General features: G+C 34.3%; 14 protein-coding genes. 13 read left to right on the top strand and 1 reads right to left on the bottom strand.

Annotated elements, in window-relative coordinates:
- Positions 1-492 precede the first annotated feature (492 nt).
- The 13 genes from ACWNT5_RS11780 (at position 493) to ACWNT5_RS11720 (ending at position 22,523) form a co-directional block, all read left to right on the top strand.
- The gene (locus ACWNT5_RS11780; RefSeq protein ID WP_299607425.1) at positions 493-2,133 is read left to right on the top strand and encodes a TldD/PmbA family protein; all 1,641 of its coding nucleotides are present in this window, start codon (positions 493-495) and stop codon (positions 2,131-2,133) included.
- 29 nt (positions 2,134-2,162) lie between these two features.
- Positions 2,163-3,479 carry a TldD/PmbA family protein gene (locus tag ACWNT5_RS11775; protein ID WP_456517429.1) on the top strand — a complete coding sequence of 439 codons (1,317 nt, stop codon included), beginning with the start codon at positions 2,163-2,165 and terminating at the stop codon, positions 3,477-3,479.
- A 173-nt stretch (positions 3,480-3,652) separates the two neighbouring features.
- Complete coding sequence (locus ACWNT5_RS11770) at positions 3,653-4,273, top strand: DUF4159 domain-containing protein (protein WP_299607421.1); 621 nt, start codon at positions 3,653-3,655, stop codon at positions 4,271-4,273.
- 14 nt (positions 4,274-4,287) lie between these two features.
- Complete coding sequence (locus ACWNT5_RS11765; RefSeq protein ID WP_456517428.1) at positions 4,288-5,289, top strand: AAA family ATPase; 1,002 nt, start codon at positions 4,288-4,290, stop codon at positions 5,287-5,289.
- Positions 5,290-5,311: 22 nt separating this feature from the next.
- A complete protein-coding gene (locus ACWNT5_RS11760; RefSeq protein ID WP_299607419.1) occupies positions 5,312-6,208 on the top strand; it encodes a DUF58 domain-containing protein in 897 nt (298 codons plus the stop codon).
- Between the two features lies 1 nt (position 6,209).
- The gene (locus tag ACWNT5_RS11755; protein ID WP_299607418.1) at positions 6,210-7,499 is read left to right on the top strand and encodes a BatA domain-containing protein; all 1,290 of its coding nucleotides are present in this window, start codon (positions 6,210-6,212) and stop codon (positions 7,497-7,499) included.
- Positions 7,499-9,739 carry a tryptophan-rich sensory protein gene (locus ACWNT5_RS11750; protein WP_299607417.1) on the top strand — a complete coding sequence of 747 codons (2,241 nt, stop codon included), beginning with the start codon at positions 7,499-7,501 and terminating at the stop codon, positions 9,737-9,739. The genes ACWNT5_RS11755 and ACWNT5_RS11750 overlap by 1 nt, the downstream gene beginning before the upstream one ends.
- Complete coding sequence (locus ACWNT5_RS11745; RefSeq protein WP_456517427.1) at positions 9,732-11,486, top strand: hypothetical protein; 1,755 nt, start codon at positions 9,732-9,734, stop codon at positions 11,484-11,486. The genes ACWNT5_RS11750 and ACWNT5_RS11745 overlap by 8 nt, the downstream gene beginning before the upstream one ends.
- Positions 11,487-11,812: 326 nt before the next feature.
- A complete protein-coding gene (locus tag ACWNT5_RS11740; RefSeq protein ID WP_299607414.1) occupies positions 11,813-15,361 on the top strand; it encodes a hypothetical protein in 3,549 nt (1,182 codons plus the stop codon).
- A gap of 12 nt (positions 15,362-15,373) precedes the next feature.
- The gene (locus ACWNT5_RS11735; protein WP_456517426.1) at positions 15,374-20,047 is read left to right on the top strand and encodes a DUF6443 domain-containing protein; all 4,674 of its coding nucleotides are present in this window, start codon (positions 15,374-15,376) and stop codon (positions 20,045-20,047) included.
- Between the two features lie 2 nt (positions 20,048-20,049).
- Positions 20,050-20,568, top strand: a complete 519-nt coding sequence (locus tag ACWNT5_RS11730) for a hypothetical protein (RefSeq protein WP_299607411.1) — start codon at positions 20,050-20,052, stop codon at positions 20,566-20,568.
- A gap of 151 nt (positions 20,569-20,719) precedes the next feature.
- The gene (locus ACWNT5_RS11725; RefSeq protein WP_456517425.1) at positions 20,720-21,343 is read left to right on the top strand and encodes a DUF922 domain-containing protein; all 624 of its coding nucleotides are present in this window, start codon (positions 20,720-20,722) and stop codon (positions 21,341-21,343) included.
- Positions 21,344-21,383: 40 nt separating this feature from the next.
- On the top strand, positions 21,384-22,523 hold the full coding sequence (locus ACWNT5_RS11720) for a tetratricopeptide repeat protein (RefSeq protein ID WP_299607408.1): 1,140 nt from the start codon (positions 21,384-21,386) through the stop codon (positions 22,521-22,523).
- 114 nt (positions 22,524-22,637) lie between these two features.
- Here ACWNT5_RS11720 and ACWNT5_RS11715 read toward each other — a convergent pair whose 3' ends face one another.
- Positions 22,638-24,059 carry a TolC family protein gene (locus tag ACWNT5_RS11715; protein WP_299607407.1) on the bottom strand — a complete coding sequence of 474 codons (1,422 nt, stop codon included), beginning with the start codon at positions 24,057-24,059 and terminating at the stop codon, positions 22,638-22,640.
- Positions 24,060-24,065 lie beyond the last annotated feature (6 nt).

The raw sequence follows: 24,065 nt of genomic DNA, 5'->3' as shown, positions 1-24,065 counted from the left end.
TTTAAGAATACCAGAATTATGATGCTTAATCATAATTTTAGTATCATTAGGTATATCGTTCGGCAGTATTTTTTTGCAAAACAACTGTTTATGATATGGCTTAAGTCGATAATTTGAATAATTACCAAAGAATAACTTGAAAGTTTAACAAAAATTTAAGCAAATGTGATTTTAGTGCGTTTTTTATTGAGTTTGGATGGTTTTGATGAGAATTTTTTAATTCTTTTTTGGTTTTTATGTTATTGTATATCAGGTGTTTATGTTATTTAATAGTGTTGCTTTGATAAGCGGAATTTTACACGTTAAGGTTATGGGTTTACCTGTTTTTATGGTATGGTTGTTTGATATAATTTTTCTACTTTTAAAGCTAACAGAAGTTAGTCTTGTAACAATCTTTTAAGAATATCTTCTAGTAATTGGTGAACTTAGATATTGTTACAAGATCAATTCATCAAACTTATTATAATATTCACTCAATCAAAATAGAGGTTTATGAAACGTAGAGATTTTATTCAATACACAGGATTAGGTGCTGGAGCTTTAATGATGCCATCATTACTACTAGGAAATGATATTTCGGCAGAGGCTTTACTTAATCCAGGAATGGATATAGCCATTAAAAAGAGGATGGCTGATGTAGCCCTCAATACAGCAAAATCGCTTGGTGCTACCTATGCCGATGCTCGAATCGGTAGATATTTAAACCAATATGTGTTTACTAGAGAAGATAAAGTGCAAAATGTAGTAAATACGGAATCCTTTGGTATAGGTATTAGAGTAATCGTAAATGGCACTTGGGGATTTGCATCTACCAATAGTGTTAATGAAGATGGAATTAAGAAAGCAACAGATCAAGCAGTTGCTATCGCAAAAGCCAATTCTAAAATTCAGAAGGAAGAGGTAAAATTAGCTCCAGTAGCATCCCATGGAGAAGTAAGCTGGAAAACACCGATAAAAAAGGATTTCAAAGAAGTTCCAGTTTCTGAAAAGGTAGATCTGTTACTATCTGCAAATGCGGCAGCTTTAAAAAACGGAGCAAACTATGTGAATTCTGGATTGTTTATGGTAAATGAGCAGAAGTATTTTGCATCTACTGATGGTTCTTATATAGATCAGGATGTACATCGTATTTGGCCAACATTTACAGTTACTGCCATCGATAAAAGTACAGGAAAGTTTAAATCACGTCAGGCAATGAGTGCTCCTATGGGAATGGGATATGAGTATATGGATGGACTGGCTTCTGAAAAACTAAAAGGTCCAGAAGGCTTAAACTTGTATCGCAATAGTTATGATATTGTAGAGGATGCAACTGTAGCTGCTCAGCAAGCCAAGCAAAGGTTAACTGCTAAATCGGTAGAAGCAGGTAAGTATGATTTGGTGTTAGAACCAAATCACCTTGGGTTGACTATTCACGAATCTGTAGGTCATCCTTTAGAATTGGATAGAGTACTTGGTTATGAAGCAAATTACGCAGGAACAAGTTTTGCAACGTTAGACAAATGGAAAACAAAGAACTTTAAATATGGTAGTGAAATTGTTAATCTGGTAGCCGACAAAACTCAAGTGGGGTCTCTAGGGGCTGTAGGCTATGATGATGAAGGAGTAAAGACTAAAAAATGGGATCTGGTACGTAATGGTATTTTAACCAATTATCAGGCAATACGGGATCAAGTTCATATGATTGATCAAAAAGAATCTCATGGATGTTGTTATTCCCAAAGCTGGAATGATGTGCAATTCCAAAGAATGCCAAATGTTTCTCTAGAACCAGGAAAAGAGAAATACTCTATAGATGATATGATTAAGGATGTAGAGAAAGGAATTTATATAGCTGGTAGAGGTTCTTACTCTATTGATCAGCAACGATATAATTTCCAATTCGGTGGAACCGTTTTTTATGAAATCAAAAATGGAAAGATAGTGGGTATGTTAGATGATGTAGCATACCAATCTAATACGCAGGAATTCTGGAATTCTTGTGCTAAGATATGTGACAAAGATGATTATCGAATGTTCGGATCATTCTTTGACGGAAAAGGACAGCCTTCGCAAATAAGTGCTGTTTCTCATGGAAGTTCTACTACACGTTTTAATGGTGTAAATGTGATCAACACAGGTAGAAAAATTTAAATCACTGTCTTATTACAAATAAAAATATCATGGCAATATATACGAAAGAAGAAGCAAAGAAGATCATGGAAAAGGCCTTAAGCTTTTCTACTGCAGATACTTGCGAAATCAATTTAAGTGGAAGCGAAAGTGGTAATATCCGCTATGCAAGAAATACGGTATCCACTGCAGGACATAGATCCAACCAAACACTAGTAGTACAATCTAGTTTTGGAAAAAAATCAGGTACAGCAACAATTGATGAGTTTGATGACGAGTCACTTAAGAAGGTAGTAAAGAGGGCAGAGGAGTTAGCAAAACTTTCTCCAGAAAATCCAGAATTTATGGCACCATTGGGTCCTCAAGAATATGATAAATCTATTACTTTTAAAGAGTCTACTGCTAAGATAACACCTGATTACCGTGCTGAAGTTGCTAATAGTAGTATAGGACCAGCAGCGGCTAAAAATGTAACTGCAGCAGGTTTTTTTAATGATTCATCAGGTTTTAGTGCAATGATGAATTCTAATGGTTTATTTGCCTATAATCAATCTACGAATGCCAGTTTTACAGTAACGATGCGTAGTAACGATGGTACAGGATCTGGATGGGTAACACGTGATTACAATGATGTATCCAAATTTAATGCTGCGGAAGCTTCAAAAATAGCGATCGATAAAGCGGTTATGTCTAAAGAAGCGAAAGCTATAGAACCTGGTAAGTATACAGTTATTTTAGAACCAGCAGCTTCTGTAGGTCTTTTAGGAAATATGGCATTTGCATTCAATGCTCGTACTGCAGATGAAGGTAGGAGTTTTATGTCTAAAGAAGGCGGTGGAACAAAACTAGGAGAGAAAATTGTAGATGAACGTGTGAATATTTGGTCTGATCCATTAAATCCAGATGTGCCAACAGGTACTTGGAATGGTTCTGGGCAACCTTTGAAAAAGACAACGTGGATAGAAAATGGTGTGGTGAAAAACCTAGCCTATAGTCGTTTTTGGGCTCAAAAGAAAGGCGTAGATCCAGTACCTTTTCCTAATGGATTTATCATGCAAGGAGGAGATGCTTCTCTCGAAGATCTAATCAAAGGAACTAAAAAAGGAATTTTAGTAACCAGATTATGGTATATCAGAAGTGTAGATCCACAAACCTTATTATATACTGGTCTTACCAGAGATGGAACGTTCTACATAGAAAACGGTAAAATCAAACATCCGGTAAAGAATTTTAGGTTTAATGAGAGCCCGATTATCATGCTTAATAATCTCGAAACTCTTGGAAAACAAGTAAGAATAGATGGTAATTTAGTGCCTTATATGAAAATAAGAGACTTTACTTTTACCAGCCTTTCGGACGCTGTATAACGGATATCACAATATATCAAATAAGTATAGTTGTTAGGTGTTACAAAGTAATACTTAACAACTATACTTGTTATTTTGATGTATTTCTGGTAATAGAATCCTAATTAACTTTAATTTTAGATCATCTTCATAAGTAATAGTTTATATTGCTGTTTTACCTAGTTAGTTAAATATTGAGTGCCAAGTTTTTCTTTACGCGATTACAGTATGAGTCTGGAGATTGGGATGTAGATCAAAGAATGCCTTCCAATTTGTTGAACTCGTTAGTAGAGTATACTACATTAAAAGTAGATACACAGGAGAAGATTATTTCATTAAGTAGCGATGAGATTTTTAAAAGTCCATTTTGCTACATCTCCGGTCATAAGCTTGTTCAATTTACTAAAAAAGAAAGGGAAAACTTTAAAAAATATGTGAATAATGGAGGTTTTGTATTTGCAGATGATTGTAACCATGATATTGATGGTTTGTTTTCAAAATCTTTTGAGCGTCAGATGGCAGATATTTTTGGTCCACAAGCACTAAAAAAAATACCAAATAATCATGAGTTATATAAAGTGTTTTTTGAATTTGAAGATGGTCCTCCTACCACTTCTCAAGAATTAAATGGATGGGGAGATGATATCGTTCATGATTATCTAAAAGCAATAGAAATTAATGGCAGAATAGGGGTTTTATACAGTAATAAAGATTATGGATGCGAATGGGATTATGATTTTAGAAACAAGCGATGGTACAAAATAGATAATACACGATTTGGTGTTAATATTGTTATGTATGCATTGACGTCTTAAAATAATGTATGTAAATGAATAAAGAGTTGGCTAGTATAGAACGAGAGATAGATACGCTCACAGAAAAATTACAGAATTTACGTAAAGAAATCGCTAAGGTCATTACAGGGCAAGAAGAAACTATTGAACAACTATTGATTACTTTTTTAGCTGGCGGGCACGCATTATTAGAAGGTGTTCCAGGTTTAGCAAAAACCCTAATGATACGAACGTTAGCGCAAGCGATAGACCTCAAGTTTAAAAGGATTCAGTTTACGCCAGACTTAATGCCTTCTGATATTATAGGTACCGAAATATTGGAAGAAGATTACAGTACTGGGAAGAAGTTTTTTAAATTTAATAGAGGGCCAATTTTCTCAAATATCATTTTGGCAGATGAAATTAATAGAACACCTCCAAAAACCCAGGCAGCTCTGTTAGAAGCAATGCAGGAGTTCGAAGTGACGTATTCTGGAAAAACATACGAGTTGGATAAGCCATTTTTTATTCTGGCAACGCAAAACCCAATTGAACAATCAGGAACTTTTGTGCTTCCTGAAGCACAACAAGATCGATTCTTATTATATATCAAGATAGGGTATCCAACAGCATCTGATGAAACCACCATTTTAAAAAATACCACTGGAGTAAAAAAAGCAACGTTAAATAAAGTGATCTCTGGAGAAGATATTATTCGATTACAACAGCTTGTCCGAGAGGTTCCTATTAGTGACGATCTAATCGCTTTTGTTAGTAAGGTAATAAGAGCGACCAGACCAGAGACAACAAGCGTTTCTTATGTTAAAGAATGGGTGAACTGGGGAGCAGGACCCAGAGCTGGGCAAGCGATGATATTAACTGCGAAGGCCAGAGCCTTGGCACAAGGAAGGTTATCAGTTACCTTAGAAGATTTAAAACAAGTGGCGATTCCTGTATTACGTCATAGAGTAATTGTGAACTTTAGAGCGGAATCAGAAGGAATTACATCAGATGAAGTTACCAATCACTTATTAGAGCAGATCCAGGTAGGGAAATAAAGAATTACTAATATAAGTAGCCGTGAGACAAGATTATCATCAATTACTTAAACCAGAATTGATCAAAAGCGTATCTGGATTGTCTCTTATAGCGCGTATTATTGTAGATGGATATTTATCTGGATTAACCCGAAGTCGTAACGTAGGAACCGGAATGGAATTTAATCAGTTTCGGAATTATGAACCAGGAGATGATTTGCGGCTGTTAGATTGGAAAATGTTAGCCAGATCAGGTAGATATTATATCAAACAATCAGAAATAGAAACCAATATCTCCGTCAACTTTATTATAGACGCAAGTGCATCCATGTTGCATACCGAACATACCTTTTCTAAAATGGATTTCGCAAGAGTATTAGTCGCTTCCTTGGGATATCTGTGTCAAAACCAAGGTGATGCTATTGGATTGTTTGGTTTAAATGAAGATCAATTGTATGACTTATATCCTAGAATTCAAAAACAGCACTATAATCGATTTTTGTTAGAACTGACCCAGATAGAAAACAAAGGGAAATGGCCTGAGAATTTGAATACTTCTAAAAGTCTTCATAATAGAAATCAAAAGGAATTGATTTTTTTTATTACAGACCTCTACGAACATACAGAAGAATTAACCAATTTTATAAAAAGACTTAAGACTCCTAAGAATGAAGTGGTTGTATTGCATTTGATGGGAGAAAACGAGCTTACTTTTAATTACAAAGGGACAGTTACTTTTGAAGATTTAGAGACAGGTGCCAAGCTTAAGATAGATACTAAAACCGCTAAAAAGCAGTATTTAGCGTCATTAGAAGAGATGATTAAAAAGGCAAAAAACACCTTGCTAATGAATGATGTTGATTATCATTTATGTGAACTGAATCAACCTATTGAAGAGACCCTTCGCTTATTCCTTAAAAAACGAAATAAACTAGTCTGAGATGTCTTTTTTATATCCTACATATCTCTGGGCGTTGTTGGGACTTATCATCCCGATAGTAATCCATTTTTGGAGTAAGAGAGAAGGAAAAACAATAAAAGTAGGTAGTACTAAATTATTAAGTGAATCAGATTCTAAACAATCTAAAAGCATTCAACTGAATGAGATCTTTTTATTGATGCTAAGAATGTTACTATTAGGTGTACTTGTATTACTTATTTCCGGAATACGAATTAATAAAAAAGAAACAACGTTACCTGTTACCTATCTTTTTGAACCTTCTCTACTGAAACATGATCGTGTAATGAATATCTTGGATACGATAGATGAAGGAGAGTCCCTACGGTTATTGGCAAGTACGTTTCCGCTGCTAGACAAAGATGAATTAGATGTAGATCAAAAAAGCATTCCGAATTACTGGCAATTAGCCAAAGAAATGGAAAACTTAAAAACAGATAGTATAGTAGTATTTACCAGCGCTTTCTTATCTGGACTTAAAGGAGCCAGACCAACGATTTATAAAAATATAAACTGGATTTCTATCGATAGAAAAGAATCATATAACTATGCTCTTAAGGCTATTAAAGAAGAAGATACTACCCAAGTCCTAATGTTAAGGAGTAATTCGGATCAATTAACTTTTATAAAAGAAAAGGTGTCAAATGAAGACCTTGAGTTTTCAAAAAATAATGATAGTATAGTTTTTACAAAAAATGATCTGAAACAACGAGTTCCTGTTTCTAATTTTAGTGCTAAAAAAGTAGCATTGTTTTATGATGATAGTCTCTTAGATCAAAAAAGATTAATAAAAGCTTCATTACAAGCCATTGCGAAGTATACGGATAGAACTATTGAAATAAAAGAGTTTACAAATACTGCAGATACCATTACAGGTTTTGATCTTATTATTTGGTTGTCTACAGATCCTGTACCTAATACCAATTCAAAATTATTGGTGTTTAACCCCGATGAATATGCAAAAAGAAGTATAGAAACTACTGATGCATCTAAGATATTCTACCTTACGGAACTACTTACCGTAGAGCGCAGTATAGATCAACATTTTTCAGAACAGCTTTTAGAAGTGTTAGATGATTATCAGGATATAAAAAATGATATAGCAAAACATGATAGACGAGTGATAGAAGTTTCTGAAATAACACCACTAGTGACTTCAAAACAGACGATAAAAAAACAGTTTGCGCTTTTAGATATTTCTAAATGGTTGTGGTTGGTATTTGGAACATTGTTAATAGCAGAACGTTGTATAGCAAAATATAGAAAACAGTAGTGAGCTCAGGATATAACATATTAGTAGGTTTTAAACGAAAATGGCAAGTCCTACTTTGGTTAGAAACCCTTTTGTATGGGGTGGGTACTTCGATACTGATATACACATTGTTTTCAAAAATACTGTTGGCAGTTGTAGTAGCTATCCTTATTGTAGGAGTACTACTAATTTTTACGAAACCATGGAAACCTTCTTTAGAAAGCGCTGCCAGTTATATGGATCAACATTTGGATGCGATCGAGTATAGTACAGGTCTGATACTAATTCCGGAAAATGAATTATCCGGATTGGCTAGAATCCAACAAAATAGGGCGGGCAATATTCTGGTTGAAAAATATAAAACAATACAACCACCTAGTCATCTAAAATGGAGTTTCTTGTTTTTTGCATTATGTCTGGGAATAGGATTAATTTTAAATACTATTGGCATATTTCCTTTTTCTCAAAATCCAGTATCACCACTAAACGTGTCAGATGAAATTGTTTTTATAGCAACGGATAGCAGTATCGCAATAACTGCTCCTCCGAAGTTGATAAAACAAGAATTAGAAATTAAATATCCGGCATATACGAGAATAAAGTCTGTGATCACTTCCGATATGGATATTAAAGTGATAGAAGGTACTAAAGTAACATGGCGACTAGAATTTGATAAAGAAATTAAGGAAGCTTTTGTAGAAAGTGCTGGAAATAGCTATGTAATGAAATTCACTGATGGAATTTATTTTGGTGGTTCGGAAATGAGAAGTTCAGGCTTTTATAATTTTAAGTTTATTGACTTAGACGATAAAGCTCACGTTTCTAAATTATATCCGATAGAAGTTACGAAAGATAAGAGTCCCGAGACACAAATTCTAGGAATTAAGCAGTTCACATCTTTTGAATATTCAGAGGATAAAAAACTTGCCTTTAGAACCAAGATTACAGATGATTTTGGAATTGGAGATGCCTATATTATTGCTACAGTAAGTAAAGGTTCTGGGGAGTCTGTAAAATTTAGAGAAGAAAAATTAAGGTTTAGTAATCTACAAATAGGAAGTAAAGATTTGGACTTATCTAAAGAAATCGATTTGGATAAGATGAAAATGGAACCTGGTGATGAATTGTATTTTTATGTAGAAGCTACAGATCAAAAACGACCACAAAAGAATGTTTCACGTAGCGAAACCTATTTTGCCGCGATTAAAGATACCATTTCGGATACATTTGCAGTAGAAGGAACTATGGGAGTAGACTTGATGCCAGATTATTTCAGAAGCCAGCGACAGCTTATTATAGATACCGAAAAATTACTGAAAGATAAATCGAAACTATCTGCTAAAGAATATAAGTCAAGAAGTAATGAGCTAGGTTTTGATCAAAAAGTATTGCGAATTAAGTATGCTGAGTTTATGGGAGACGAAACCGAAGAAGTTCATGCAGCCGAGGGAGATGGGGATGATCACGATCATGAAGAAGAACATGATCATGATCACGATGAACATGAAGATCATGAAGAAGAAGATCCTTTAGCAAAATATACACATAAACATGATCATGAGAACGAACATAACCTTGTACCAGAAGAAGAAAAAAAAGAGAAAGATCCTTTAGAAGAGTATTTACACAATCATGATGATCCAGAAGAATCTACTTTGTTTACACAATCGTTAAAAAGTAAATTACGACAAGCACTAAATGAAATGTGGGATGCTGAATTGTATCTACGATTATACAAACCAGAAAAGTCATTGCCGTATCAGTATAGAGCTTTAAAACTTATTCAGGAAATAAAGAATAGTGCTCGCATTTATGTACATCGTATAGGATTTGATCCTCCACCCATAAAAGAAGAGAAGAGATTAACCGGAGAGATTGATAAAGTACATGGGTTTCGAAAAATAGCCGATATAACTGAAGTGGATACTTATAAATCCATACGGTTAACATTGAACAGATTGCAAACATTAATCACTGCAAGAGAAAAAGAGGAAATCGCCGAAACCGATAAGCAACTGTTTAGAGAAGCAGCAAATGAGTTGGCCATAAAAGCAATCGAAAAACCTGGAAAATATCTAACAACATTGCAGCAATTAAAATGGATATCAGAGGATGTAGAGATTCCTTATGAGGCCTTGATCGAGTTGCAACAAGGATTGTTGCAGGCACTTCCTGCAATGCCTCCAAATGCTTTCAAAAAAGAGCAACCGTTAAGTGAAATCAATGAGTTATTGTTAAAAGAACTTGAAATTAATGAATAACGAGATTACCTTTTTGCATAACCATTGGATGATACCTATTGTAGTTTGCTGTCTCATCATTTGGGGTATCTTTATCTGGAAAGAATGGGGTCATTTTTCAAAACCAAAGTTTTGGATTCGTAGCGTCGTAGCTTCTTTAGCAATCCTTACGATGGGAATACTTGCATTACAACCTGCATTACCCATACATCGTAAAAACGCCAAAGTAGTTATTCTTACCGATGACTATAAGAAAAGCACGTTGGATAGTCTAAAAAATCAATATAGAAATCTAACCACAATTACTTATCAGGAAAACCAAACAATTCTGAAAGAAATATATACTTCTGATACTATTTTTGTGATTGGAAATGGGTTAGCATCCTATGATTTTTGGCAGTTAAAAGATCAGAACGTTACTTATATCAATGGTGCCGCACCTTCTGGAATTATAAAATATACCTATAATCAAAAAGCTACTGTTGGAGAGCAGCTAGTATTCAAAGGGGTTTATAACGATGCTAAAAAAGGAACTCAATTATTTTTAGAGGAACCATCGGGTGATGTAATAGATTCTGTAACATTACAAACTGATAAAAACTGGAAATTTGAGTTATCTGCTACCCTAAAAATAGCTGGAAACTATACTTATAAAATTACTGAGAAAGATTCCTTAGGGACTTTACTTGCTAAAGATTCTATACCTATTCAAGTTGCAAAACGTAAAAATCTAAGAATACTGATCATAAATGATTTTCCGACCTTCGAAACGAAATATCTCAAAAACTACTTAAGTGAAAAAGGGCATAAAGTTTTAGTGAAAACTAAAATCACAAAAGGTAAGTATAAGTTTGAATATTTTAATACAGATCGGATTCCGATAGGAGGGTTTACAGAAAAAAGTCTAGCACCTTATGATTTAGTGATTTTGGATGCTCTTACGGCTAAGAATCTTAGTAGGAATTCGAGAGTAGCTTTAGAAACCGTAATACGCACTAAGGGATTAGGGCTTTTTATACAACCAGATGAAAGTCTTTTTAGGACAAACAATAGCTTACTGTCTTTTGATGTAAGCCGAGAAAAAACTTCAGAAGTTCGTTTATATAATGAAACTAGTGCAAAGGTGCGTAAGTATCCATTTACAATACAACAAGGATTGATGCTTCAACCTATTCATATTGCTGCTAATGAATCCGTGGTTTCTGGTTGCAAACATATAGGTAAGGGTAAAGTAGGTACTACCTTATTAAAAGAAACCTATGAACTCTTGCTAAATGGAAAGAGTGCTACTTACCAAAGAATATGGTCAGATATTATCAATAAAATTGGTAAAAAAGATAGTAAAGCGATTTATTGGGATGGTGGTGAGGTACCTATCCGTAAGGATGAACCTTATGAATTTACTTTAAGAACTTTTATACCAAATCCTGACGTAATTACTGAGAATGGATATCAAATTTCGATGGCAAGAAATATCGACATTCCTAATTTATGGAAAGGAAAAATATATCCTAAAACAACGGGATGGAATCATATTATAACAGCACAAGATACTACTACGGTTCTTAATTACTACGTAACAGATACTACTACATGGCAATCCAATAGTAAGTATAATCGAATTCAGGCTAACCAAAGGAATTTCGAAACTTCTCTATCCAAAGATACCAAAACAACTTCTCCGGTAGCCCCCGTAAATCCTATTGGATTATATGTGTTTTTAATTTGCTGCCTTGGATATTTATGGTTAGCACCAAAACTTTCATAGAGTAGACTAGATAAAATACTTTACTAAAAAGATTTTCTTTTAAACTTACAGCCTATATAGAGTAATTTCTTTCTAAATCTTTAACCTCATTAATTTTAGTTCAAAACTCTTCATTTTGATTTTGTCAAAAGGTCAATACATTTCTTTATTCAATTAATACGCCTTATGAATCCTCAGAAAATCAGCTTTTTTCAAAAAATATAAAAAAAAATCAAAAAATAGGGGTAACACAAGTATGGATTATGACACATACATATGACGCGGAAAGTTTTTCATAAGTTTGCCGCCGCAAAAAAGTAAGTAATCAATTTGTAAGTATCGTTTTTATGAAGAAAATTCTTTTGATGTGTATGATAACCGTTAGTATGGTGTCAATAGCACAAGATAACTATTACGGAGGGTATACTCCATCAGCCACTACGACTCCGACAGCCGCTAAGATTAGTGGAGGTGGTAGTGCTACCGTAAGTCTCACTAGTGGTAGCGCACAACAGTATGTGCCAATTTATACCATAGAACAAAATGGAGTGTCATGGAGCACAGGATTACAGTATCGTTATTCTGGATTAAGAGTGATGGAAGAACCTTCTGCTATTGGATTAGGGTGGGATTTGGCAGCAACAGGTATGATATCGAGAGAAGTAAGAGGATTGCCAGATGATCACCCAAAAGGATATTATGGATCCGAAAATTTGAGAGCCACTATTTTAGATCCATTCTATTATTTTAACCCTAATGGCAATAATACTGCGACCAATGGAAAACAAGTAATCAAAGAACATCATGCCTATTTGCTTGCACAAGGAATGATGGATGGAGAACCAGATGTGTTTCATGTAAATGCAGGTAGTATTAATTTTTCATTTAAACTAGGAGAAAATCTAGAACCCGTATTATTATCACATCACAATGTTAAGGTAACCTTTAATTGGAATCAGATAGAAGTTATAGATTCGGAAGGTGTACTTTATATTTTTGCGGCAAAAGAAATTTTTACGCCAGTACCAGAGGATGATATTGTACATACTTTAGGTATTGGTGGAACAGCGCTTTTGCCAATTGAACCTAATTATCCGTACACACGGAGTTGGTATTTAACAAGCATACAACCTCCAAATACAACACAACAAATTAATTTTACCTATCAAAATCATTTATTTAAAACTAAGGCTTTTTTACCAAAAATATATTCATATAAGGGATTACAGGCGCAGTTTTTAGAAGGATTGTTGGTAAAACCCGTGTTAACTCCATTTGGACAACAAGCACCACCATCTGAATTACAAGAAGGACAAGATCCCAATGTATATACCCATACACGATTGGATGTAGATGTAACAGTACCTGTATTACAGAAAATTACATTTGCTGACGGTACATTGCATTTTAATGAAGCATCTGTTCCTAATGGAGCACATCATAAGTATACATCTATCGATCTTGAAGATTTTAATGGAAACTTAATCAATACTTATGAGTTCTTTACACAAGGAAATAGAGATTTACTAAAAGAAATCCGAACCAATAACGAGTTTACTTTTGGATTTGATTATTATTATGAAAATATATCTTCAACCATTCCAGCATTCGAATATAATAATAAAGAAGTAGGTTCTACGATGGATGCTTGGGGATACTACAATGGTTCTCAAACCCCTACCGATCAATTAAAAGAAGAAGCAAGTGTAAATCCTATTTTGAGCCATACAGTCGCAGGTGCTTTGCAAAAGATACGGTATAAAACTGGTGGGGAAACAACAATCCAGTATGAGTTAAATCGTATTCCCCAAGAATATGCCAATAATAACACGATTAACGGATCATTTACGGTATCCAGTCGTAATACCAATACTATTGGAACATCAAGAAAAGAGGTGCGTTCTGGGACATTTACCAGCGCTACACAAATTGAGATAGAGCATAAAGCAAGTATTACCAAATATGGTTCTAGAGTACAACTTAGAATCTTTAAACAGGGATATACTGGAGCATATGTTCCTTATACAGATTGCAGCAATACCGCAGGTGTTGCTCAATTGTATATAAACGAAGTAGGAGAACGATCAGAACTGGCTGACGGATTGGTGCAATATGATAGTTATGGAAAATGTACACTTACCGTACAACCAGGAACCTATACATTTTATGTAGAAACAGAAGCAAATACAGAGGCAGAAATAAATGTAAAAATTTCAACTCCTCAGAATTATGTAAATACCTCTCAAGACCAAATATACGGAGGGATTCGTGTAGCAAGTATTCGCAGTTGTCCAATCGATACGGGCCAATGTACCGAAAAAAGATACGAATATATCAATGATCAGAAAGTTTCTAGTGCTAAAATTTATACAGCCTTAAAACTAGAACCGCAAAAATACTGGTATGGTACTTCACATCAGTATTACATCCCGTTTTATGTAGAGAGAAGAGGGCTACCAATTTATTATTCGCAAGTAAATGAATCCGTTGTTTCTTCTGATCCTATGAGCAGTGCAAAAAATGGAAAAACAGTGTATCGCTATGAAGATCCTTATTTCTTTAACGAACCTTATGATTTTAGAACAAGAGCATATTATGATCGCGCTCCTAAAGGTATCAATGAAGGAGGATTACGAATCAGCACTATTAAAACGTATAAGACAGACGTTTCTGCAGTGATTCCAAAAGAGCAATTGATATCAGAGCAAGCTTACGAATACGAGGCAGTAACACCTGCTACGGATTTCTTTGGTAACGCAACTGCTACTGACTATCCATACGGGATAAAAGTAATAGCAAAAACCCAAATCAAGCGAGATATGCATTATGATAAGTTGATACCGATCATTATGCAACAAAATAATATGAACGTATTACCACTTGGATTGCAGAACTTTAGAGAATATTATGAAAACCGCACACAAGCAGAATTCGAAGACTATGCCAGACAAATGATAGGGTACACAGGCTTCCCAGTAAATTCAGTTGGTTGGAAAACCCTATTCAGGATGGCCAAAGGAGTGGGCATGGTAGAGGCAGACCTAGCCGAACCTGTGGGGGATAGACAAGAGATGTATACCGTAATTAGTTATAAAGATACTAATGTACAATATCAACGAAAACGAGTAGTAAGTAAAACGTATTCTGATCTTGCACCAGATCAGTATCAGGAAAGTGTTCAGGAGTTTACCTATGACAATAACCAACAGGTGATAGAACAAAGGAGTACCACTTCTAAAGGGGATACTCAAAAAGCAACCTATTTTTATCCGTATCATAGTGCCGTTAATAATAGCACCTTAGTTTCAGATAATCGTATTGCTTCTCCTATAAAAACAGAAACCTTTTTTAATAATAAAAAACAGAGTACTGCTTTGGTAAATTTTGATTCCTGGAATACGGGAGGATACCTCCCGAAAACCATACAATCGGCTAAGGAGAATGCAGCATTATTGGATCAAACTATTTTTCATAAATATGATGTATACGGAAATCCTCTAGAAACTTCCGCTAGAGAAGGTATACATACCATTTATGTTTGGGGATACAATCATACAACACCCATTGCTGTCATTACAAATGCATCCTACACAGGAATGCCATCTGCAGTACAAAATCTGATTAACGCAGCTATCACAGCATCCGATAATGATACCAATGCTTCTACAGAAAATCAATTAAGGACAGCATTACAAAACTTGAGAAACCATAGCTATTTTGCTGCATCGCAGATGGTCACCTATACCTACGATCCTTTGATCGGTATGACCAGTACTACGGATGTTAGAAATAGAACGGCCTACTACGAATATGATAGTCTCCATAGACTAAAACAAGTAAAAGATCAGGATGGGAATATCCTGTCAGCCAATGAATACAATTATAAAAACAACTAATACAGTACAAAGATGAAGACATTACAAAAAATCGTAAGTGTAGTTGCTGTATTAGTAGCTACGATAGTAAGTGCGCAGACACCAACAGAAAATTATGTAAAAACTACGGTATATCAAACCGAAGTAAAAGAAGGACAACAAGCTCAGGTATTAGAAAGTGATCAAATTGTTACGGTAGCATACTCGGATGGATTGGGTAGAACGAAACAAACGGTGGCAGTACGCGCAGGAGGACAACAACAAGGTACGAATATCTTGGATTGGACAAATGATTGGAAAGCAGGTACAGGAGCTACCCCTTTGTTTAATTTAAACGGTCAATCTTCTGATAACCAAAGAATATTTGGTAGCAATCCTTTTGGAGAACAATCCCTTTTATGGAGATGTGGAAATGATCCGAATAGAGATGCAGATGGTGGATGGAATACAGATTACATCCCTGTAGATAAAAATGTTGCGTATCGATATACCGTTTGGGTAAAGCGTACAGGATCACAGGATGGAAGTACTTATCATGGTACACAAAATGTGAATAACCTTAGTGGAAGTGCTAATAACAACCCGTACTTTGTCGTAGGTGATACACCTAATCTGAACCAATGGTATTTATTAGTTGGAGTCATACACCCATATACCTATAGTGGTGGTAATTCTGGTGTTAGCGGTATGTATGATATCAATGGAACTAAAGTAAAGTCAGGAAATGATTTTAAATGGAGAAGTAATACAACCACTTCTAGATTTAGAAATTACCTGTACTATTCAACTGATATCAGTGTACGTCAATACTTTTGGAATCCTGTATTGACAAAGATTGATGGAAATGGAGTGCCAGTTACAGAACTAATCCAACAGACCAAGCCTAAGGATATTATATCTCATTATGAGTATGACGATTTTGGAAAACAAACCAAATCCTATTTGTCCTATGCATCAGATAATACAGCACAAGGTGCTATACATACCGATGCCTTAGCCGAGTTACAAGCATTTTATAATACACCAAAATATGAAAATACACTAAATCCTTATAGCCAAACGATTACAGAAGCTTCTCCTGCAAACCGAGTGATGGAGCAGGCAGCACCAGGAGGCCCTTGGGGATATGATGAAAAAAATATCCAGTATAAAAATCCAGTGTATGCATCATACCCTACCGATGTTACTTTTAGTAAGGCGTGGGCTGCCAAAGGTGTTTTTTATGTTCCTGGACAAGGGACACCTCCTAATGAAGAGGCAGTAATTAATCCACTATTTAGTAATAGTTATGTGTGGATTTATTTTAATGCAGGTAAACTAAAACTTAGAATCAAAAGTACGTCTAGTGATGGTCTACAAAGATTACCAACAGGTAAGTTGCGTAAACTAGATATTACACCAGCGATTGAATATTTGGATTTAGGGTATATCAAAGATGCTTCTGGTAATAATATGGATTACAAAGTATATATAGAAGATAACTACTTTGCTGTAGAGGCAATTAATCAAAACCCGAGATTGATTACCGCAGGAATCAATACAAGCAGTGATCATAATCTAAACCAACTACAAGTACTTACAGGATATGATGAGGTGTATTCCACTAATACTACTACCAAGGCATCTTACGGACTCAATACAGGTAGTGAGGTAAAACGTTTTGATGTGGCAATGCAAAATGGAGATAGCCAGAAACCAACATTGGTAGCTAATGGAAACTATGCCGCAGGACAGTTAACTAAAAACATCACCAAAAACGAAAATTGGATTGTAGCAGATGGTAAAAACAAAACTGCTGAAACCTTTACCGATAAAAACGGGAATGTAGTACTAAGCAGAGCGTATAACAATGGAGCTGCCCATGATACCTATAATGTATATGATGATTTTGGAAATCTTACGTATGTTATTCCGCCCAAGGTAACTGTAGATAATGGTGTGTCGGCTACAGAGCTTAGTGAGCTGTGTTACCAATATAAGTACGATAACCAAAACCGATTGATCGAAAAGAAAATACCAGAAAAAGGTTGGGAATATATTGTCTATAATAAATTAGACCAACCTGTAATGACACAGGATGCAAAACAACGTGCCCGAGACGAATGGTCATTTACCAAATATGATGCATTTGGTAGAGTGGCTTATACAGGAATAATATTCAATGAAGGAAATCGAGAGTATATGGAACAGGTTTTGGATAATAGTGATCAGCAATACGAAACAAAACTTGAAAATGCTGTTACTTTAGCAGGAACAACCCTATATTATAGTAATGATGCAAAACCTATTGGGATTAGTAAAATTTATACCATCCACTACTATGATGATTATACTTTTGATAGAGATGGAATGAACAAACCAGCTACCATATACGGAGTAGCTACCACCAATCAGACCAAAGGTTTGGCTACGGGTTCTAAAGTACGTGTATTAGGAACTAATAATTGGATTACTACGGTAAATGCTTATGATGATAGAGGTAGAGTAATCTGGGCAGGAAGTAGAAATAGGTATTTAAACACTATTGATAAAACAGAAACAAAACTCGATTTTGTAGGTAAAGCTATAGAGGTAAAAACAACACATACAAAAGGTAGTAATACTGCCATAGTCACTATAGATAGGTTTACCTATGATCATATGGGCCGTTTGCTTACCCAAAAACAGCAAATCAATAACCAGGCAGAAGAATTGTTATCTCAGTTGATATATGATGATTTAGGGCAGGTAGTACAGAAAAAAGTAGGAAATGCAGAGCAAGCACCTTTACAAACGGTGGATTATACGTATAATGTAAGAGGATGGATGACCAAAATCAATGATCCTAATGCTCTTGGAGATGATTTGTTTGCTTATAAAGTAAACTACAATACACCAACTCATGGTGGCACAGCATTATACAACGGTAATATTGCCGAAATAGAATGGAAATCTGCGACAGATAATGTGCTGAGATGGTATCGATATAGCTATGATCATTTAAATAGATTAACTAGGGCAGTAGATAATGCCAATCGCTATAGTTTATCTAATGTTTCCTACGATAAAAATGGAAATTTAAAGACGCTAAAACGTCATGGATGGAAGAATAGTAGTAACTATTGGGATATGGATAATCTGGTATATAGTTACGACTCGGGTAACAAATTAAGCAAAGTTATTGATTATGGAGATGATAATTACGGCTTTAAAGACGGTACGAATACCAATGATGATTATGTGTATGATGTTAACGGTAATATTACCTTAGATCGTAATAAAGGAATTACCAGTATACAATACAATCATTTGGACTTACCTACTTTTATAGAGTTTGATAATGCTGATAGTGGAGAAATATGGTATACATATGACGCAACTGGAGCAAAATTAAAAAAGAATACGGGAGTATATGGAACGGATGACGTCTATACAGAAACCGATTACGCAGGTAACTATGTATATGAAAATGGGCAGTTAAAACTTTTTCATCACTCAGAAGGGTATATAGAACCCGAAAGTGATGGAACTTTTACTTATATTTACCAATATAAAGACCACCTTGGTAATAACAGATTAAACTACTCTGATAAGGATCATGATGGTCAGATAGACGTTCTTAGAAATGATACTAGCGATCTGGATGGTGATGGGGATTATGCCCATGAGATTTTACAGGAGAATAGCTACTATCCTTTTGGATTAGAACATAAGGGCTATAATAGCCAGATTACAGGACAGGAACATAACTATAAGTATAATGGGACAGAACTTACCGAAGAGCTTGGACTTAACTGGTATGAAATGCCCTTACGTTCTTACGATCCAGCCATTGCCAGATGGAATCGTATCGATCCTGTAGTGCATCATGGATTATCTCCGTATAATGCGTTTGATAATAATCCGATAGTATATGCAGATCCATCTGGAGGGAATAGTGAGTACAGTCACATGGATGATCAGATATTTTCTGAGGGTAGACATATAGGTGTACAGGAAAGAAGAGCTATGGGTGGTTCTGGATATGGAGGTTATACACCTTATGATTATGCGTCTTCTCAGGTTAGTGAAGCTATGGGGGTTATGGAATTTTTGGTGAGTATTCAATCTGTTGATAATAATTCTAAAAAAGGAAGAAAATTTAAATGGCTTGATGAAGGAGAATTGAATCATAATATATCTAGTAAAGAATGGGATAGTATACGTTCTAACTTTGATTCTGATGGAGATAAGCCAATTGGCCAAAATTATAAGGGAAAGAAGCAAACAGGTCCACCCACACCTTTTTTTGATAAGAATGGTAATATAAATGTGAATGCTTATAACTGTCATTCTTTCGCTTGGTGCAATTCTAAAGGGGATCCTATGGATCCTTCTAATAAAAAATTGGTTCTTGCTGGAATTACAAAATGGGATAATGATCCTCTTAATAATACTGGGGGGTATAAACCTTTAAATTTTAACGATCCTAATCAAGTTGGGGATAGGTTAATTTATTACCAATGGGATATCAAATCTCAAACTATTATACCGACGCATTCTGCTATAGTTACTGCGATAGATCAATATGGTAATACAATCGAGGTTGAAAGTAAATGGGGTAAATCAGCTAGATACAAGCATCATCCGAGAGATATTCCATCTAGTTATGGAGCTCTTACTCCTACTTTTGTAGCACCTAATGGAAAAACATATCCAAGTAGAATATATTTTAGAAAAAAACCATAAAAATGAAAAACACAATAATATACTTAATTATAATCTTTAATATTAGTTGTTCAGAAGATTATGATTCTATTTTAAACGATTTATCATATAATTATGTTTTAATAAAAGATGAAATTGGTGATGACTTGTATTATGAGCATTATAATATCAACGAAAAGGAACATGAGATGAGGTTTAATATTTATAAAAATTCGGTTCGAAAGTTCTATAGTTCAGATATAAAAATCATTGATTATTTATTAAAATATAGAAATGAGGATAAGGAGTTTTGTAATTGGATCAAAACTAAGAATCCTTATTTATCAACAATTGGTGATTTGGATTTATTGACAAAATCGGAATCCGCTCTTATTTTAATTGATAATTATTTTTCGAATTTTAAATCAGGCAAAATCGAAATACCCTCTTATTTAACCAATTTATCATATGAAAGGTTTATAAAATTTTATAATGAGAATAAAGAATTAAATTTAGAGGAGTTAAGAAGAAATTATAAAAAGAAATTTGGAATTTCCAGATAGCTTGCGCGAGCGTCGTCCCCTCGCTCGCGCCCGAATCTTTCGGGTGCCGACATAGTTTGTAAGGCAATTATAGATATTAGATAAAGATAAAACCAGTTACATTATATGGTATTAAGATGTAACTGGTTTTATTACATAAAAAGAACTACACATGAATAAAATACAATATATACTACTGTTATTTCCAATGGTAATACTTGGTCAAAAAGATATTAAAGTTGGTGATGATATCATTCTATGGGAAAAAGGAGTGTTTTTAGAGCCGGAAGATTTTAGAATCGTAAAAGAAGTAGATCCTTATGATACTAGGAATGGTTTAACTACCTATAAAATAGAGATCTTACCCAAAGAAGTCTTGGTAGACGAAAATAATCAGATTGCTAATTACCTAAAAATGAATCTTGCCACCTATTTTTATAAGAATAAGTCATGGCTAGGCAAAAAAAATGACAAACAGTTATTGGCTCATGAACAGAATCATTTTAATATTGGAGAACTATTTGCCAGAAAAATGAGAAAAGCTTTTGAAAAGCTAAAAGAAAAGAAGATTAAAGACTTTAATGCTTATCAAAATGTATATACTACCTATTGGAAAGAATGCAAGGCGTATCAAAGAAAGTATGATCAAGAAACATTTAATGGTACGTTGGCAGAACCAAGTAGCGATTGGTTACTAAAAGTAGATCAAGAGCTATATGAATTAGAAGAGTATTCCTATGCTAAAGTAAAACAACGTTGGCGAGCGAAGCTCAAAAAATTATCATCAGGATCTTAAGGATAAAAAGTCATCTTTTCTATAAACGATATAGTATCACATGAGAATAAGAAAATACATTGTTTGCATACTGGTATTGATTTCCAATATACTTTCTGCACAGGATATACAAGATGTTTTGAAAAATGATATTTGCTACTGTTTGGATGAACAATTTAAGAATGGAAGATTACATAAAGGTAATTCTATATTAGAACAATGTTTAAGTAAAAAAATGAAGTCATATAAAACAGAACATAAAGAAATTCTCTTACAGGAAAAATTTGCCGTTAGAAATGATGAATCTTATACCTCAGATTACAAAATAAATCCTAAAAACCTTAATGCTTTTATTGCTGGACATCAAGAATATTTCGTGAATGAATGTCAACCCTATTATTGGTATGTAAGTGCTCAAAGAGCCAAAAAATTGATCAATGTTAGATATAATGTTGACGAAAAATATTTTAAAACAATATCTAAGAAAATAAGAAAAGGAAAGCATAAGAAAGAACATCTTTTTCAACGAGCTCTTATCTATATGTCACGAGGAGAATTTGAAAATGCCAAAGCAGATTTTTATACCTATCAGGAAGATGATCCGAATGATGATAAAATAACATATCATCTTGCTTGGGCTTGTGAGCTTAATGGGGAGTATGGTGTTGCAAAAGCTTGGTATAAACAAATGATCAAAAAGAATAATCATTTTGATGCGATTCTTGGACATTCGATTGTAAATAGAAAAATAAGGGATAACGCTCGTTTAGATTCTGTAATTACCGATATCACTTATCATAATATGAATCAATCAAATGAAATAATAAAGCAAGAAGATATCACTACAGATAGGGAATTAGATAGATATCCAGCACCTACGGATTGCCAACATCTTAAGGATAATGAAGAATTAAAAAAGTGTTTTTCTTCTTATTTTAAAAGTTTTGTAAATAGTAATTTTGATCGAAATGTAATAGAATATGCAAATCTGAAACCAGGATGGCATCTCATATTAAGTAAGTTTAAAGTATCTCACAAAGGAGAGATTACAGACGTTTTTGTTTTGCATGATGATCCTTTTATTGTAAATGAGATTACCCGAATATTATATGCAATTCCTACTTTACAAACAGGAGAGTTACAAGGGAAATCAGTTGATGTATTATATGGTTTTCCTTTTTCAATATTTATTTCAGAATAATATAAAAATATATCTCATAAAAGGAGAATATTGTTTTGATGAGTTTTATTGTTAAATACTAAAGAAAAGCCACTAGTTACAAACTAGCGGCATCGAATTTTAAAAGCATTCTATTTACAATGCATTTCCACGATAAAACTCTAATACTTTTACCCGTAATAAATATTCATATTGTGCATTGGTAAGATTGGTTCTGGCATTATCTAGATTATTTTTACTAGTGATGTAAGCGATAAAATTAGATACGCCATTATTAAAGCGTATTTCGTTTACACGATAGGATTCTTCAAAAGCAGTTACCTGGTTCTGTAAACTTTGATAGCGATCATAAGCAGTTTGCATATCAAAATGTACCTGATCAATTGCATTTTTTACTTGTTGTGATGTTCTCTCTAATTCGATGAGTGATTCTTCAGCTCTGATTTTTTCCAGCGCCACATTGTTTTTTGCTCTAAATCCATTAAAAAGTGGAATATCTACGGCAATCCCTACCACTGTATTTAGGTTGTTATCAAACTGATCTAAGTAGTCAATACTTTCTCCTCTAAACTGCGTTTGATCAGTAAATACAGAAAGTTGTTCGTTATTAACGGTTACAAAGTCACCAGTTTCTACAATTTCAGATCCAGTTTCGGTAAAAGTTTCTGCCACACTAGAATAATTGGTGTTTATCTGCCCAAAGAATGAAATCTCTGGTATGTATTGCGCTCTTGCCACCTGAACTCCTTTTTTCGCAGCTTTTACTCTTAGTTCTTGTGCTTTAAATGTGGCTAGGTTTTGCATGGCATCTTTAAACACATCATCAGAACTTAGGGTATACTCTTTAAAATCTAAGAGGATAGATGCCTTATCAGCCGTAATATTAGCATCTGTATTTAGTAATTGTGCCAGACTTAGTTTTGCATTATTTAAGCTACTTTCTGCTATCAGAATATTAGTTTCATCAATGGTTTTTTGTCCTTTGATATCTGCGAAATCCGCTGGATTCCCAAACTCTTCGTTATAGAGATCTTCTTGTTGTTTTAATTGTTTATTCGTAGCAACTAATCGGTCTTTGGCCAGCGTTAAAACATCCGTTTGGTTGAGTACCTGCAGATATGCCAAGGTCACATTAAGAATAAGCGTCTGCTTCGCTTCTTCGATTTCCATTTCAGAAGCTAATCGATTATAGCGTTGCTGTTTTACGGTATTTAATATCCGAAAACCATTAAAAATCGTAGCATCCAGGTTTAATCTTGCATTAGAAAACGTAAGCTCTTGATTGATAAAATCATTCGTAAAAGGATCAATACTTCTACCATTATTTACTCCTATATTGTAATTACCATTTAGGCTTGGAAGTATATTCGCTTTTGCTTGTCTATGATTAATGAGCGCAGTATTGGCGCGCAATGTAGTAGACTTTAGATCTAGATTATTTTCTAAAGCCATAGCTATACATTGGTCAAGAGAGTACTTCTCTGTGTCTTTTCTTTGTGTAAATCCTGTAAAAGATAAAAGAAAAGCACTGATATAAATAATTGATTTCAGTGACATGTGATT

The organism is Aquimarina sp. 433 (assembly GCF_054054605.1).
Note: the sequence above shows the minus strand (reverse complement) of the source record. Positions and strands in the feature narration are given on the sequence as shown.